The following is a 13,542-nucleotide window of genomic DNA, read 5'->3' on the forward strand; positions in this document are numbered from 1 at the left end:
TGGGTGAAGCGAAGCGGAATCCGGGGGGGCTGTTTGTCAGACACCCCGGGCTTCGCTTCACCCAGGGGCATAACGATTACAAATCATTTGGCCAGTACGCACAAAAAATGCACATTTGGGTAAATTTGAGCAATTGTAACGTAATTGGCTCAAAATTTCATGTCTTCAAAGAATTTTTTCACGCCGGCAAACCAAGAATTAGAGCGCGGAGAGTGTTTTCCTGTAGCATTTTCGAGAGATTCTTGAAATTTAGTGAGTAATTCTTTTTGCTCACGTGATAAATTCACAGGAGTTTCTACAACTACTTTGCATAATAAATCACCCTGACCATGACCGCGTACGGACTTCATCCCCTTCCCTCTTAAACGAAATACTTTACCGGTTTGTGTTTCTTCAGGGATCTTTAAAGTAACCCGGCCTTCAAGAGTAGGTACCTCTATAGAACCACCCATAGCAGCAATGATAAAACTTATTGGCACTTCACAATGCAAGTCATTTTCCTGGCGTTCAAATATGGCATGTTTTTTTACACTAATCTGCACATAAAGATCGCCTGGACCACCGCCATGCATACCCGCTTCGCCCTCCCCGCTTAAGCGAACTCGATCGCCATTATCCACGCCAGCAGGAATTTTAACTGTAAGTTTTTTGCTCTCACGTATTCGACCTTGACCGTGACAATCTGAGCAAGGATCAGAAATAATAGTCCCTTCGCCATGACAACTGGGACAAGTTTGCTGAATAGAGAAAAAGCCTTGTTGAATTCTGACTTGCCCCACACCATTACAGGTTTCACAAGTTTTTGGCTGTGTTCCTTTTTTAGCACCACTACCATTACACGTAGCACAAGCACCATGTCTGGGAACAGTAATTTGTACTTCTTTACCCAGAGCAGCTTCTTCAAGTGTTAATTGGACATTGAATTGCAGATCAGCGCCGCGTTGGCCACGAGATTGGCGTCCAGCGCCACGCCCGCCCGAAAAGATATTTTCAAAAATATCCTCGAAAACATCACCAAACCCACCAAAACCGCTAAAACCTCCATGACCACCTCTCATGGAAGGATCAACACCTGCATGACCAAACTGATCATATGCTGCACGTTTTTGTGGATCAGAAAGAATACTATAAGCGTTTTGGATTTCTTTAAATTTTTCTTCAGCTGCAGAATCGCCAGGATTACGATCTGGGTGATACTTCATTGCTAATTTACGATATGCTTTTTTAATTTCGGCATCACTTGCAGTTCGACTTACTTCTAAAAGTTCATAAAAATCCTGCTGTTCCATAACTACTCACATATTAAAATTAAAAAGGACAATATAGTCTGGATGCAGCGAAGCGAAACACGGGATTTCTGAATGAACTTCTTAAGCCCGAGTTTCGCTTCGCTGCACCTAGGCTACAAAGCACCTAGGTGTCTAAATCACGATATAACCAATTATTTCTTATCGTCTTTCACTTCTTCGAACTCAGCATCTACAACACCTTCATCCGCTTTAGCTGATTCTTGAGCATGTGGCTGCTCTTGGTGTGTTTGCTCTTGTCCTGCTTGTCCTTCAGATGCCTTTTTAGCATAAACACGTTCAGCCATTTTTGAAGAAACATCGCTGAGAACTTTTAATTTCTCTTCGATTTGAGCTTTATCGCTGCCTTGGATTGCTTCTTTTAATTCAGCAATAGCTTTTTCTATACCTTGTTTCTCATCGTCAGAAAGTTCGGCTGCTAAATCTTTCATAGACTTTTCACAGCTGTGAATCAGACTGTCCGCTTGGTTGCGCAACTCTGCCATTTCCTTAAATTTCTTATCTTCTTCGGCATGAGACTTAGCATCTTTAACCATTGCTTCTACTTCTTCATCGCTCAAACCACTAGATGCTTTAATAACAATCGATTGCGCCTTACCAGTCGCTTTATCCTTAGCAGAAACATTAAGAATACCATTGGCATCAATATCAAAAGTTACTTCAATTTGTGGTACGCCGCGTGGTGCAGGAGGAATATCACCTAAATCGAATCGACCCAAAGATTTATTCGCTGATGCTTGCTCTCTTTCACCTTGCAGTACATGCACAGTAACTGCTGTTTGATTGTCATCTGCCGTAGAGAATACTTGATTGGCTTTAGTAGGAATTGTGGTGTTTTTCTCGATGAGCTTGGTCATCACGCCACCCATCGTTTCGATACCTAAAGACAAAGGAGTTACGTCAAGTAACAGAATATCTTTCACTTCACCAGATAAAACCGCAGCTTGGATAGCAGCACCCACAGCAACTGCTTCATCAGGGTTAACGTCTTTGCGTGGCTCCTTACCAAAAAACTCTTCTACTGTTTTTTGTACCAAAGGCATACGTGTTTGACCACCCACCAAAATGACTTCATTAATTTGCGATACAGTCAATCCGGCATCTTTTAATGCAGTTTTACAAGGTTCAACAGTACGCTCAACCAGTTTCTCAACTAAAGACTCTAGTTTGGCACGTGTCAATTTAATATTTAAGTGTTTTGGTCCTGTAGCATCAGCCGTAATATAAGGCAGGTTAACGTCTGTTTGTTGTGCTGAAGACAGTTCAATTTTCGCTTTTTCAGCGGCATCTTTCAAACGTTGTAATGCCAATGGATCATTATGTAAATCAATACCAGAATCTTTTTTGAATTCAGAAGCCAGATAATCAATCAAAGCTAAGTCGAAGTCCTCTCCTCCCAAGAAAGTATCACCATTCGTTGCGAGCACTTCAAATTGGTGTTCTCCGTCAACTTCTGCAATTTCAATAATTGAGATATCAAACGTACCACCACCAAGGTCATATACAGCAATGATGGAATCACCACGTTTTTTGTCCATGCCATAAGCAAGAGCTGCAGCAGTAGGTTCGTTAATAATCCGTTTTACTTCAAGACCTGCAATACGGCCCGCATCTTTAGTTGCCTGGCGTTGAGAATCGTTGAAATAAGCAGGTACTGTAATTACTGCTTCTTTTACTTCTTCGCCGAGATAGTCTTCTGCAGTTTTTTTCATCTTACGTAATACTTCAGCTGAAACTTGTGGTGGCGCTTTATCTTGAGTTTTCACACGCACCCAAGCATCGCCATTGTCCGCTTTAACGATTTTGTAAGGTACCATTTTGATATCTTTTTGTACCACTGCATCATCAAAGCGACGACCAATCAAACGCTTAATTGCGAATAAAGTATTATCTGGGTTGGTTACTGCTTGACGTTTTGCAGATTGTCCAACCAATACCTCGCCATCATCAGTAAAAGCAACGATGGAAGGTGTAGTGCGGTGGCCTTCACTGTTTTCAATTACCTTAGGTTTATCCCCTTCCATTACAGCAACGCATGAGTTGGTGGTACCTAGGTCGATTCCTATAATTTTAGCCATTCTATTCTTGCTCCAAATTTAGTAGTTTCTTACTGCAATGATTCTTATATGGGGCATAACCTAACGATTTCAACCCATAAATTTCACATTTTTTATTTTTTTGATACGACAACACGTGCCGGTCTAATCACTCGATCACTCAATTGATATCCTTTTTGGAATACCGCGATCACGGTATTAGGTTCAGCATCAGGCACAACTTGCATCGACATCGCCTCATGAAGTTGTGGATCAAAAGGCGCTCCGATAGGATCAATTTGTTGCACCTCAAATTTCTTCAATACATCCGTAAAGAGCTTCAAAGTTAACTCTAAACCTTCTCGCATCGATGCATCTTCTGCTTTAACAGCCAATTGTAAGGCTTGCTCTAAACTGTCGATTACAGGTAACAAATCAGAAATCAATTTTTCAACACCATAGCGATGGGCGTTAGCGACCTCGCGATCGGCTCGGCGACGTACATTATCTAACTCAGCTTGGGCACGAACCGCTTTTTCCCAATTTTCGTGAGCCTGTTGCTCAGCAAGAGTCAGTTTCTCACTCAACTCAACATAATTTGGATGATCTAAGGAGGGCTCTGGGTGTGTTTCTTCAGATAAGTCCAAAGGTTCCTCGTGTCCCTCATTTTGTTTAGACCCTTTAGGTTGATGTGCTTCATTTTGATGTTGCTCTTTAAACTCATGCCAATTTTTTTTATCGTTTTTACTCATGAAAAATTACTCCTCTTCCACAGCCTAGCAATGTGAAAATCAGAGATGGGGGCAGCTCATAAGATTTCAAGCCCTTAAATTTTTTTTATTTATTGTAGCCTGGGTGCAACGCAACAGAACCCGGGAAATTCATACATAAAAAAAGCCCTGATTACAGCTTCGCTTTCAGCCAGGCTCCAATCATACTCAAATGACAATCACTACGAGAATCAGCGATTAGCTTGCAGTATGTGTTCATTTATTCCATACTAGACTCAAAAATGTTACATGGGTTTTTTTATGCAAAAATGGTCGCCTACCTCTTGGCTCCAATATTCTTACTTACAAGCTGCAACTTACGCTGATAACGGACAGTTAAATAAAATTGTAGAACAACTGGGCCTTTTACCTCCACTCGTTACAAGTAGCGAAGTAAAGAGTTTGAAAAAAGAAATTGCACGCGCAGGACGTGGGGAAGCGTTTATTCTTCAAGGTGGTGACTGCGCTGAATCATTTAATGACTGCCGCTCGGAAATCATCAGTAATAAATTAAAAATCATCCTACAAATGAGTTTAATTTTATTACACGGTTTGCGAAAACCCATTATTCGTGTTGGACGAATCGCTGGACAATATGCAAAGCCACGCTCTTCAGATTATGAAACAATTGATGGCATTACTTTGCCTAGCTATCGTGGTGATCTGGTAAACTCACCCGAATTTACTCCAGAAGCTCGTGAACCCAACCCTAAACTATTATTACAAGCCTACAATTGCTCTGCGATTACCTTAAATTTTATTCGTGGCTTACTCGACAGCGGTTTTGCTAGCCTTAATCATCCCCAACAGTGGGATTTAAGTTTTGTTGAACATTCAAAACAAAAAGAAGAGTACCAAACGCTGGTTAAATCAATCGCTGATGCTTTAGACTTTTTAGATACCATCGATGGAATACAATCCAGTAACTTATCTAAGGTAGACTTTTATACTTCTCACGAAGCCCTGCATTTGCACTACGAACAAGCATTGACCCGTCAAATGGAAGATGGCTTATGGTATAACCTCTCCACTCATCTACCCTGGATCGGCATGCGCACCGCCCAAATCGATAGCGCCCATTTAGAATTTTTGCGTGGCGTCGAGAATCCCATTGGTATCAAAATTGGACCCGGAGCTACTCCAGAGTGGTTAGAAGAAGTATTGCACAGAGCCAATCCTAAACGCGAGGAAGGACGTCTTTTGTTATTCACCCGTCTAGGAGCAAAACACATAGATAGATTACTGCCTCCTCTTATTGACGCGGTGAGAAAGACAGGAGTACCCGTTACTTGGTCTTGTGATCCCATGCATGGCAATACAGAGACTACATTAGATGGTATTAAAACCCGTCACTTTGACAACATCCTTTTAGAGCTGAAACAAGCGTTGGAAATTCATCGTAATATGGGCAGTTATCTAGGTGGTGTTCATTTTGAGCTTACAGGTGATAACGTCACAGAATGTATTGGCGGTGCTCGCGGATTAGCAGCTGATGATCTAAAAAAGGCATACCATAGCCTCGTTGATCCTCGACTTAACTATGAACAGTCAATAGAAATGGCCATTCAATTGAGTAGACAATTTAGGAACGAGTAACCCATTGCTTCATTGAGTAGCCTGGGTGCAGCATAGGAACCCAGGTTATGAACCTAGCTAATCAAAAACTGGTTTAGCCCAATCGTCTTCTAAACATGTAGTGCTCTCTTTGACCCTATGGATATAAGAAGAATCTACTTTTTTAGTATAAAGATGCTCTTTAAATAAGTTTTCAGAACTTAGGACAAGATCGTTCATCAAAACCATTTTCGATGTAACTTGATTCGATTGAAAAAAATGCTCCATAAATTCAGGATAAAGCCCAAATAGTTCAGAAAGACTTTTATTAAAAGGATTGTCACTGCCACCAAATTGAGTATAAAAATCTAAATAAGCAGTAGCGTAATCGCGTAACGCAATTTTCTCTGCTTCCACATCGACTTCTTGAGTGTATTTTGTTCTTAAAAGTGAAATTAACTGGCAGTAAAGCATATCAAACGCTGTTATCGCATCCTGATTATCAGCAGTTATTTTGACGTAAAAAGGGTTAGTTACCTCTTTATTGCCAATCATTATTTTTTTTATACTGCAGAAAGGCACAGCTAAAGCTATATGCTCTTTTTCTCGCTCCATTCGAGCAGGAAAATTTAGACAATGTTCATCAAAAGTTGCATGAACATCGACAATATAATTAGCAAATAAAGTAGGGTCAATGGCAATAAAGCCCCCTCTTCCCCAAGTTAATGCAACTTGAGAATCTGCTGACATACTCACCATATGATAATCATTAGAGAGATTAGTTAATTTGTGCAATTTTACTTGCTCAATATCTACTACTTTGGGAAAGCTTTGACAAAAAACACCTGTAAGTAGTGTAGGCAGAAGAAAAATGACCGACGAAAGATTATTATCACCTCGATATAATGTTTCGATTGTAGCAGGAGTTTTTACAACCCTTGAAAAACGCACCCCCGAGAAAGATGACGTGTTTTGACTTTGAAAAAATGGATATTTACTTTGCATGAGTTGTTTGATGAGTTGGTGATTTTGCTCAATAATATACCACATTGATCATAATATTAAAACATCCTCCCACACGCAAATTCTTCGATAGAAACGAGCTATACTATGATAAGTATCTCCTAAACAGAGATCGAGAATGTATGAAAAACTATGTGAGAAATTTGAGAAAAAAATCGCTCAATGGAATCAAGGCGAGATTTTAATTCAGAATTTATATGTCTATCCAGCATCTCAGGCACTTTCTTATGGTGAGGCACGAGGATATAAAAAAGGGATAGGTGAGCCAGAAAGTTCTATTGTAGAACGTTTGACAGAACACATATATCAATTGGCTGTAATAGCAAATGAGTTCCAACAAAAAAATTTGGCGAATAAAAAAAGTGGTGAAGAGATTATTACCCGAATTCTAATGCCCGAATTTGCATTATATTCGGAAAGGCCGCTTACTACCGCTGAATACAATAAACTATTAGACAATCTAAAGGAGCGACTTAAAGACTTCAGTAACATTCATTTACTCTTAAGTTCTATTGCAGTTCAGACAGAAGATAATCGTTTATTAAACACCGTGTGTTATGTTGAATGCAGAGATAAAATGGACCCTAAAATGACCTCTGTATCTAAAAGATGGAGCTCCGGAGCAGATATAACTTATGAAAAAACACTGAAACCTTTTGAACCATTTGGCATCGAAACTGAAGATGTGAATCTCTATAAAATGAATGAAAATGAGTCGCTACATGATATACCTAGTCAAAGAGCATTTGTATTGCAAGGAAACACTATCTATTTTATCGATAAACAACGAGATTTAGTATTGCCCCTTCTTGATGATGTAAGTGACGAGCTAAAGGAAAATTTAATTAGAAAATTTGAAGAAATTTTGAATAGTGATCCTGGTTGTAGTAGTGAGGATGCATTCAATAAAGGAGACGATGATTTATACAATCAAACTCGTCTTTATGAAAACGAAAAAGGAAAATTAATGTGCGCCTTATCAGGATATCTTGATCAATTAGCAACTCCTGAAAACATAGATGCGGCAAGTTTAGTTGCAGATTATAAAGACGGTCTTCTTATATCTAACTTAGCGTTATTTCAAGTAGAAATTGGGGACAAACGCTACTGGCAAGGGATTGAGGTTTGTACTGAGCATCCCAGACTTAGATTACCTACACTTGCAAAACAACTCGTAGAAGGTGAAAGTGAAGAGCTTTTAGCAGATAGGGTAGATCATCTGCTTACCTCTAATACGACCTCCGCGGGTGCTAATAAAGTGGTGCCTGTTGCCGAACAGGGAAAAATAACACAAATCGATCCAAGTATTAGAATAAAAAATACCCAAGGAATTATCGTAAACAACACCCCAGCTTTTGGCCCCCAATATTATGTTGTCCCTGGAGCTTTAGAAAAAGTATGTCATTTTTCCGAACAATTAATGGATAAGCTTAAAACGCATAATGCACGGGTGATTGACAAAAAAATTAAAGCAATTTTAGGTGAAAACCCTGAGCAAGCACGTGTTGAAAAAGAGGCTTCCAAACCGCCCCCATTGCCTTTTTTTAATCATGAACGAATGAAGCAAAAAGCAGACCGCCTCCGCAGCAAAAGAACTGACGATACACCGCCAGATGATTTCCAAAATAAAATGTGAGTTTAAGCGGAACTTTTCGGATCTTTTAATCTCATCACTTAGTTCTACTAGCATTATTCTGATTACTCATAGAAAATTGTCTTACACATAATTTACCTTTTCTTGACATGTAACCATTTGGTTACATATAATTTGACTATGGACAACGATCTTATTTTTAAAGCACTGGCAGATAAAAGTCGGCGCACCTTGCTTGATGCACTATGTGCTCGTAATGGTCAAAACCTTAATGAGCTGTGCGAACATTTAAGCATGAGCCGGCAGGCAGTCATGAAACATCTGCATATTCTGGAGGATGCGAATTTAGTCGTTGTGCATTGGGAAGGCCGAGAAAAGTTACACTATCTCAATCCAGTACCACTACAAGAAACGTTTGGCCGCTGGATTGCAAAGTATGAACAGAATCGGCTACTCGCTTTAGATAACTTGAAAACTATTTTAGAACAAGACAAGTCATCATCGTCACCTAAAAAAAGGAAATGAACATGAACAAGCCACAATTCGTTTATACAACTTATATCCAAACCACAGCCGAAAAACTTTGGGAAGCCTTAACGAAAGGTGAATTCACCCAGCAATACTGGAATGGTTTTCGCGTTGAAAGTGATTGGCACGTTGGTTCACCTATGAAATTTTATGCACCAGATGGCAGTCTGGCACATTCAGACAAGGTATTACGCGCTGATAAGCCGAAGGTACTTTCGTACAGTTGGAAGCCCATAATGAAAGGTATGCCCGACGAGCCCGCATCAATGGTGATTTTTGAACTTGAACCAGAAGGTAATCTAGTGAAATTAACCGTCACACACTGCGACTTTCCGGATAACTCTGAGATATTGCCAATGATCAGTAATGGCTGGCCACTCGTGCTTAGCAGTCTGAAAAGCTTCTTGGAAACAGGTATTGCGTTAACTTATTCGTTCAAGTCTGATTGCTCAAAGCAATACAGTGAGAAGGCCTAATACTCAACAGTTTGAACGCTCTTAAAGTGACTATTCGTAGGTAACGTCACTGCCGCAAAGTAGTCGTACCCGTTAAGGGTATGCTTGGTGATAGTCTGGATTTGAGCACAGCTTGCGCGAAAATGATTCTGAAGAAACGTAGCATTTTCGCCAAGATGTGCCAAATTCAGCCTTTCGGTCCATAAATCATGAACACTTACAATTAGTAACACGTCAAAATGAACCAAATATTGAGCCCAGACAGATAACGACACCAAGGGCAATAATTGAACCAATAATGCCAACAACCACAATGTCAAAGTAACTTTCGCGATGCGATGATTGGCAAACTGCAAGAAGTGTTACAACTGCCCCATTATGAGGAAGGCTGTCAAGTGTGCCTGATGAAATCACAGCGACTCGATGCAATAAAGCAGGGTCAATTCCGTATTTCTGTGCCAGGATCAAATAAGTGCTACTGAGCGAATCAAGCGCAATGGACAGCCCGCCAGATGCGGAACCAGTAACTGCGGCAAGTACGTTGGTTGCAGCTGCAAGTGAGATTAATGGTCCCCCACCAATTCCCAGAACCCAATCACGCACTACCGCAAATGTAGGAAGTGATGCAATCACTGCACCAAAACCAACCAAGCTTGCGACACTTAAAGCCGGTAAAACCGATGCGTTCGCACCAGCATCCATTGTCTCTCGCAATTTGGGAAGTCGTTTGCGATTGATGATGATTACAGCAAAAATTGCTGTGGCTAGCGCAGTAACAACAGACCATACCCCACCAACTGCCGAAAGAGAGGTTGCGCCCCACTCTTCCTGAGCCAAAAATGACACATCAAAACGTGGAAGCACGATGAGAGTCATTAAGAAATTAACCCCAATAACAATGATAATCGGTAATACTGCAGAACTAATTGTGGGCAAATTCTTGCTATGATATCCATGCGTGATCTCTGCGATATCAAATTCATGAGCGGTAGTGGCTCGCTCGCGAATCAGTTGATCATGCACAATATTGTCAGCTGTGGCGAGCGTGGTTTCTCTCAATTGTTCATTTGTGCGTTGGGCAGCAGCTTCTGCTCTTTTAAGCCACCATATTCCAAATACGATCATCACGACTGCGGCGATGACTCCCAATCCAGGTGCTGCAAATGGTGTCGTGCCAAAAAAAGGCATGGGAATGGCATTTTGTATTGAGGGTGTTCCTGGCAAAGCAGACATGGTGAATGTAGAAGTTCCGAGCACAATTGCAGCGGGCATGAGTCTGCGTGGAATAGCCGCAGCATGGAATAACGATTGGGCCATTGGGGCAAGCACGAAAAATGCAACAAATAAACTGACACCACCATAAGTCACTAATGCTCCAGCAAATACAACGGCCAATATGGCGTGTTTTGTCCCCAGTTTCTGCGTCATAAAATCTGCAATTGCTGAAACTGAACCGCTGTCATCCATTAATTTACCAAACAGTGCACCCAACAAAAATAACGGAAAGTATTGAGCAAGAAAATGGGCAGCGCCACTCATGAATGTCTGTGTCCAGTTTGCAAGCAAAGGCTCACCTGCAAAAAACGCAGCAACCAATGCCGCAGCGGGTGCGAGCAGGAGTATACTCCAACTGCGCAATGCTAAAACAATCAGCAGCAATAGGCCAAGTAAAATCCCGAGGATTCCCATGAATTAAATTCCATCAAGTAATACATCGAGATCAAGTGACGAACGTTGACCCAGATCATGTGCATGTCCTGTAAGAAACGCTTCAGCAGCTCGACGCCCTTCATCTCGAAGCATGAGTAAAAAGTCCCATTCTGCATTGAGCTTAGAGGAAGAGCCCAGTTCAAGCATGATGTCACTACTCACTCGGTGTATTCTCATGCCGGCCCATTTTGCACCTTCAGAATTACCTGGATGTGCCAACTGCCGTAACAAAGCAATCATGCGTAGTTCCTTAAGTAACACTGAATTGAATGAAACTTCATTCAAGCGATTAAGGATATCTCGTGCTGACCGAGGGAAGCCTGGTCTTGTGACCGGATTAATTTGTACTAAAATCGTATCTTGTGATTTACATTCTCGTACCAGCGGTGTAATTGTGGGATTCCCTGAATACCCGCCGTCCCAGTAGTGTTCCCCATCAATCTCAACAGCCTTGAAAATAGTGGGAAGACATGCCGAAGCAAGAAGCACTTCAGGAGTAATTTCATTATTGCGAAATACTCTGCCTTTGCCAGTACTCACGTTTGTCGCAGTAACGAATAATTTGATTGAACTTTGTGACAAGCGTGTGAAATCGATGAGCTCCTCTAAAATATTGTGGAGAGGATTAACCCCAAATGGGTCAATATCGTATGGAGAAAAAAGCCGCGACATGACATCCATAGTAATGAAAAAAGGAGAATGATCAAGCGACCATTGTCCCAGCAACATATCAAGAGGGCTGCGTTGTAAAAGACTAAAACGTGCGGCATTGGAGACACTCTTCCAGAACAATTCGAGCGAATTGCGCGCGCCTTGCGCCCCATCTTTGATGTATCCATCGGCAAGAACCACAGCATTCATAGCACCCGCAGAGGTGCCCGAAATACCATCAATTTGTAGCTTCTGTTCTTCTAATAAGCGGTCTAACACACCCCAAGTGAAAGCGCCATGAGCACCACCACCTTGTAGTGCTATATCAATAAGAGTGTCATCAGTTATTTTTTGAGAGTGAGTCATGGTGGCAGGCATCCGTTTCTTTGATTGTATGTATCGAAGAATCCATTTCTTCATTTATAGTTGAATAATTTATAATTACTTTCTGGCCTAGGGCCTATCCCAAGGATTAAAAATCACTCATTGAAAATCATTATTGCATTAACCTAGAAGCGGGTCAAAAAAATTAAGCACAGCATTTGGGTTTTAGCGCATTACAATTTGCCCAATTCGTTCATTTATTTCATGGATAAATTTTATACTTTCTATCGATTTGAAATTGATCAAATTTTCACTATAATCGGCTCCAAAAAACTTGTGTGGGAATAACGTTATGGCTAACGTTTCAGAGTTAAAACGTGGCGACATCATTCTAGTTAGGCATAACGGAAAACCCTATCATGTGGCGATTTATGCACCTAATCCTGATTATATTGGGGATGTAATCCATATGGGTACTGGTTTTAAACGCACCGGCGCACTAAGAGGGACACTTGCAAGCTTGTATCGCCTGCATGCAGGACTTAATAAAGCAGGTAATCTCTTTAATTTGTATCATAATACGCTTGATATCCAGGTGATTCGCAGTAAAACCCTAAATGGTGAAGATATAGCCCAACAAGCTGAACGTTGGTTACTTCAGGGGGTTATTTATGATGAAAAACGTTTGGTAGATGCACTTGAAGCCAACGAAAAACCGTATGATACAAGCCCTGAAGCACAAACAGCGAATACTTTTGAATACTTAAAATTTGCAGCACGCCGTAATACGACCCCCACCAAAACACCTTTTTTCCCCTACACCATGGCAAGCTTTCTTTCAGGATTCGGCTCATTCTTCTTGGCACCATCGCTGAATCTACCTCAATGGTTAATGAATTTAGCACGAAGCCTTATTCGCTATGCAACAAACTATACAGAGCGAGCCAAAGGATTTAATTGTGCGGGCTTTGTATTGGGTGTTGTTGGTGCTGTGGCATTAAAAGATGAAATTCAAGAAATTACCCCTGGGCACGGTTGGGTATCATTAAAACGCGGTAATGCTCCTGAGAATAAACAAAGCAACTATGCAAAAGCCTTAAAAACAATGCAAGAAAAAAGAGGCATCCAAGATGGGCCATCGCCAGGGCTGCACACTTTACTGACTGCAGAACAAATGCAAAATTTTGATATTGAACGACTCAAAACAAAATTAGGTGGCCTTGCGCTACTCCATCCCCATAAACCTAATCTAAATACGTTTATGGAACAAATTCTACAGAATAAAGAATATTGGGATGATCTCGGTGTGTTAAGTGAAAAAGAATTAGAAACGAGGGTGTCACCTCTCAGCAAGCCTTTTAACAAAGAAGAATATCACGCTGAAAAGAAACGTGATTTGCAAAACATCCAAAAAAACCACCAGCAATTTGGCAAATCATATGGTGATAACGCCTTTGCTGGCAAAAAATATCAATTATCTTTCTTTAGAAGAGTGGTTTCTTATATTAGCGAAGAGCCCATATCAGATATAACCCATAGAAAAACCTTGTAATGTGTGACAACGGATTACGCTGCGCTAATCCGGGCTAC

11 protein-coding genes are annotated in these 13,542 nt (G+C 40.9%); 5 read left to right on the top strand and 6 right to left on the bottom strand.

Annotation, left to right across the window (positions count from 1 at the left end):
• Positions 1-149: 149 nt before the first annotated feature.
• From dnaJ to grpE, 3 genes are all read right to left on the bottom strand, one after another.
• Positions 150-1,289: a molecular chaperone DnaJ gene (gene dnaJ / locus BGO44_RS13165; RefSeq protein ID WP_058509426.1), complete on the bottom strand. Its 1,140-nt coding sequence runs from the start codon at positions 1,287-1,289 to the stop codon at positions 150-152.
• Positions 1,290-1,441: 152 nt separating this feature from the next.
• Entirely contained in the window at positions 1,442-3,385 is a 1,944-nt protein-coding gene (dnaK, locus tag BGO44_RS13170) for a molecular chaperone DnaK (protein WP_058509425.1), read from the bottom strand.
• A 92-nt stretch (positions 3,386-3,477) separates the two neighbouring features.
• The gene (grpE, locus tag BGO44_RS13175) at positions 3,478-4,095 is read right to left on the bottom strand and encodes a nucleotide exchange factor GrpE (RefSeq protein ID WP_058509424.1); all 618 of its coding nucleotides are present in this window, start codon (positions 4,093-4,095) and stop codon (positions 3,478-3,480) included.
• Positions 4,096-4,374: 279 nt separating this feature from the next.
• Between grpE and BGO44_RS13180 the strand changes: the two genes are divergently transcribed.
• Entirely contained in the window at positions 4,375-5,709 is a 1,335-nt protein-coding gene (locus tag BGO44_RS13180; protein ID WP_058509423.1) for a 3-deoxy-7-phosphoheptulonate synthase class II, read from the top strand.
• A 57-nt stretch (positions 5,710-5,766) separates the two neighbouring features.
• On the opposite strand, the gene lart1 is transcribed toward BGO44_RS13180, so the two are convergent.
• Entirely contained in the window at positions 5,767-6,672 is a 906-nt protein-coding gene (gene lart1, locus BGO44_RS13185) for an NAD(+)--arginine ADP-ribosyltransferase Lart1 (RefSeq protein WP_273197483.1), read from the bottom strand.
• A 136-nt stretch (positions 6,673-6,808) separates the two neighbouring features.
• On the opposite strand from lart1, the gene BGO44_RS13190 reads away from it, so the two are divergent.
• The 3 genes from BGO44_RS13190 to BGO44_RS13200 all read left to right on the top strand — a co-directional run bounded on the left by BGO44_RS13190 (position 6,809) and on the right by BGO44_RS13200 (position 9,288).
• Positions 6,809-8,326, top strand: a complete 1,518-nt coding sequence (locus BGO44_RS13190) for a hypothetical protein (RefSeq protein ID WP_058509422.1) — start codon at positions 6,809-6,811, stop codon at positions 8,324-8,326.
• 138 nt (positions 8,327-8,464) lie between these two features.
• Positions 8,465-8,809, top strand: a complete 345-nt coding sequence (locus BGO44_RS13195) for an ArsR/SmtB family transcription factor (RefSeq protein WP_058509421.1) — start codon at positions 8,465-8,467, stop codon at positions 8,807-8,809.
• A 2-nt stretch (positions 8,810-8,811) separates the two neighbouring features.
• Entirely contained in the window at positions 8,812-9,288 is a 477-nt protein-coding gene (locus BGO44_RS13200) for an SRPBCC family protein (RefSeq protein WP_058509420.1), read from the top strand.
• A 213-nt stretch (positions 9,289-9,501) separates the two neighbouring features.
• Here the strand turns inward: BGO44_RS13200 and BGO44_RS13205 are convergent, their stop codons facing one another.
• Both BGO44_RS13205 and BGO44_RS13210 read right to left on the bottom strand, forming a co-directional pair.
• Positions 9,502-10,956, bottom strand: a complete 1,455-nt coding sequence (locus BGO44_RS13205; RefSeq protein ID WP_058509418.1) for a GntP family permease — start codon at positions 10,954-10,956, stop codon at positions 9,502-9,504.
• A gap of 3 nt (positions 10,957-10,959) precedes the next feature.
• A complete protein-coding gene (locus BGO44_RS13210; RefSeq protein WP_273197298.1) occupies positions 10,960-11,994 on the bottom strand; it encodes a patatin-like phospholipase family protein in 1,035 nt (344 codons plus the stop codon).
• A 310-nt stretch (positions 11,995-12,304) separates the two neighbouring features.
• Here BGO44_RS13210 and BGO44_RS13215 point away from each other — a divergent pair, with 310 nt between their 5' ends.
• Positions 12,305-13,504: a C40 family peptidase gene (locus BGO44_RS13215; protein WP_273197300.1), complete on the top strand. Its 1,200-nt coding sequence runs from the start codon at positions 12,305-12,307 to the stop codon at positions 13,502-13,504.
• Positions 13,505-13,542: the final 38 nt, after the last annotated feature.

Origin of the sequence: Legionella sp. 39-23, from assembly GCF_001897665.1 — a bacterium.
GTDB classification, from domain to species: domain Bacteria; phylum Pseudomonadota; class Gammaproteobacteria; order Legionellales; family Legionellaceae; genus Legionella; species Legionella steelei.

Bases quoted from the DNA above. Each gene is read 5' to 3' on its own strand.
- BGO44_RS13210 (WP_273197298.1), bottom strand. From the start codon at position 11,994: ATGACTCACTCTCAAAAAATAACTGATGACACTCTTATTGATATAGCA.
- dnaJ (WP_058509426.1), bottom strand. From the start codon at position 1,289: ATGGAACAGCAGGATTTTTATGAACTTTTAGAAGTAAGTCGAACTGCA.
- BGO44_RS13200 (WP_058509420.1), top strand. From the start codon at position 8,812: ATGAACAAGCCACAATTCGTTTATACAACTTATATCCAAACCACAGCC.
- dnaK (WP_058509425.1), bottom strand. From the start codon at position 3,385: ATGGCTAAAATTATAGGAATCGACCTAGGTACCACCAACTCATGCGTT.
- BGO44_RS13180 (WP_058509423.1), top strand. From the start codon at position 4,375: ATGCAAAAATGGTCGCCTACCTCTTGGCTCCAATATTCTTACTTACAA.
- lart1 (WP_273197483.1), bottom strand. From the start codon at position 6,672: ATGCAAAGTAAATATCCATTTTTTCAAAGTCAAAACACGTCATCTTTC.
- BGO44_RS13205 (WP_058509418.1), bottom strand. From the start codon at position 10,956: ATGGGAATCCTCGGGATTTTACTTGGCCTATTGCTGCTGATTGTTTTA.
- BGO44_RS13195 (WP_058509421.1), top strand. From the start codon at position 8,465: ATGGACAACGATCTTATTTTTAAAGCACTGGCAGATAAAAGTCGGCGC.
- BGO44_RS13215 (WP_273197300.1), top strand. From the start codon at position 12,305: ATGGCTAACGTTTCAGAGTTAAAACGTGGCGACATCATTCTAGTTAGG.
- grpE (WP_058509424.1), bottom strand. From the start codon at position 4,095: ATGAGTAAAAACGATAAAAAAAATTGGCATGAGTTTAAAGAGCAACAT.
- BGO44_RS13190 (WP_058509422.1), top strand. From the start codon at position 6,809: ATGTATGAAAAACTATGTGAGAAATTTGAGAAAAAAATCGCTCAATGG.